Annotated in this window: 1 protein-coding gene; it reads right to left on the bottom strand. The window is 46.2% G+C overall.

Annotated features, from left to right (window positions below):
* Positions 1-16: 16 nt before the first annotated feature.
* A protein-coding gene (locus tag H8K52_RS20585) for an IS3 family transposase (RefSeq protein ID WP_186924787.1) occupies positions 17-1122 on the bottom strand; the annotation gives its coding sequence in 2 pieces (ribosomal slippage) (positions 17-867 and positions 867-1122; 1107 coding nt in all).
* Between the last annotated feature and the right edge of the window lie 76 nt (positions 1123-1198).

Here is a 1198-nt window from a genome sequence, read left to right as displayed (position 1 = left end):
TGTAAACCTCCCTTAATCAGTGCCAGGTATTACTAGAGTTTTGAGGTTGGTGAAACAACCGGAATTCAACAGGGGTCATCCCGTTGAGTGAATCATGTGGGCATTGCTCGTTGTAATCGTTCATCCACAATTCTGTTCGTTCTTTGACCTCCTGCAAGCTCTTAAAAACATACATATCTAACACCCCTTGGCGGTAGCTTCGGTTGAAGCGTTCAATGAAGCCATTTTGCATAGGTCTACCTGGCTCAATAAACTCCAGGTGGACATCATGCTTTTGCGCCCAATCAGCTAAGGTTGCCGAAATAAATTCAGGCCCATTGTCCATTCTGATCTGCGTCGGAAAGCCGCGCCACGCAACGATCCTCTCAAGCACACGAATCACACGCGACGCGGGCAAATTTAAATCAACTTCAATCGCCAGTACTTCTCGATTAAAGTCATCGACGACATTGAAAGTTCGAAAGCGCCTACCGCACCATAAAGCATCACTCATAAAATCAATTGACCAACTCTTGTTGACTTCTCCGGGTACGGCTAATGGTTGTGGGTCTCTTGTTGGAAGCCGCTTTTTACCGATACGTCGCCGATTCATCTTTAGCCCGCAATAAACGCGATAGACCCGCTTATGATTCCAGGTATGGCCGCGTCGTCTTATTAGCTGAAAGTATTTGCCAAATCCCCGTTCCGGAAATCGTTCTGCCAATTCCTGCAAAACCGCAATGATCTCGTCGTCTGGTGCCATCTGCCGCTGGTAGGTCATGCTTGAACGTGAGAGTTGCATTGCTTTGCAAGCCTGACGCTGACTAAGTCCATACTCTTGTAGTTGTTTGACGAAATCGCGTTTCTGGTTCGGGGCTAGCGCTTTAAACCGATCACCTCTTTGAACGCATGGTTCTCTAACGACAAATCAGCAACCATCAATTTGAGCTTACGATTCTCTTCTTCTAGCTCTTTGAGCCGCTTTACGTCGGCAGCTTCCATACCGCCATACTTAGACTTCCATTGGTAATAGGTCGCTTCAGAAACGCTATGCTCACGACAAACGTCTTTGACCAATCTGCCAGCTTCAACTGCCTTCAATATTCCTATGATCTGTGTTTCTGTAAATCTGCTTTTACGCATTTCTGTTCTCCTTTGGCACATAAGTTTGCCTCAAGAACTCTAGTTATGCATGGCTTGATTTTACGGGATGGTTACA

It is taken from the genome of Affinundibacterium seohonense (assembly GCF_014284305.1).
Lineage (GTDB): Bacteria > Pseudomonadota > Gammaproteobacteria > Burkholderiales > Burkholderiaceae_D > Undibacterium > Undibacterium seohonense.
This window is presented reverse-complemented; position numbering and strand designations above follow the sequence as displayed.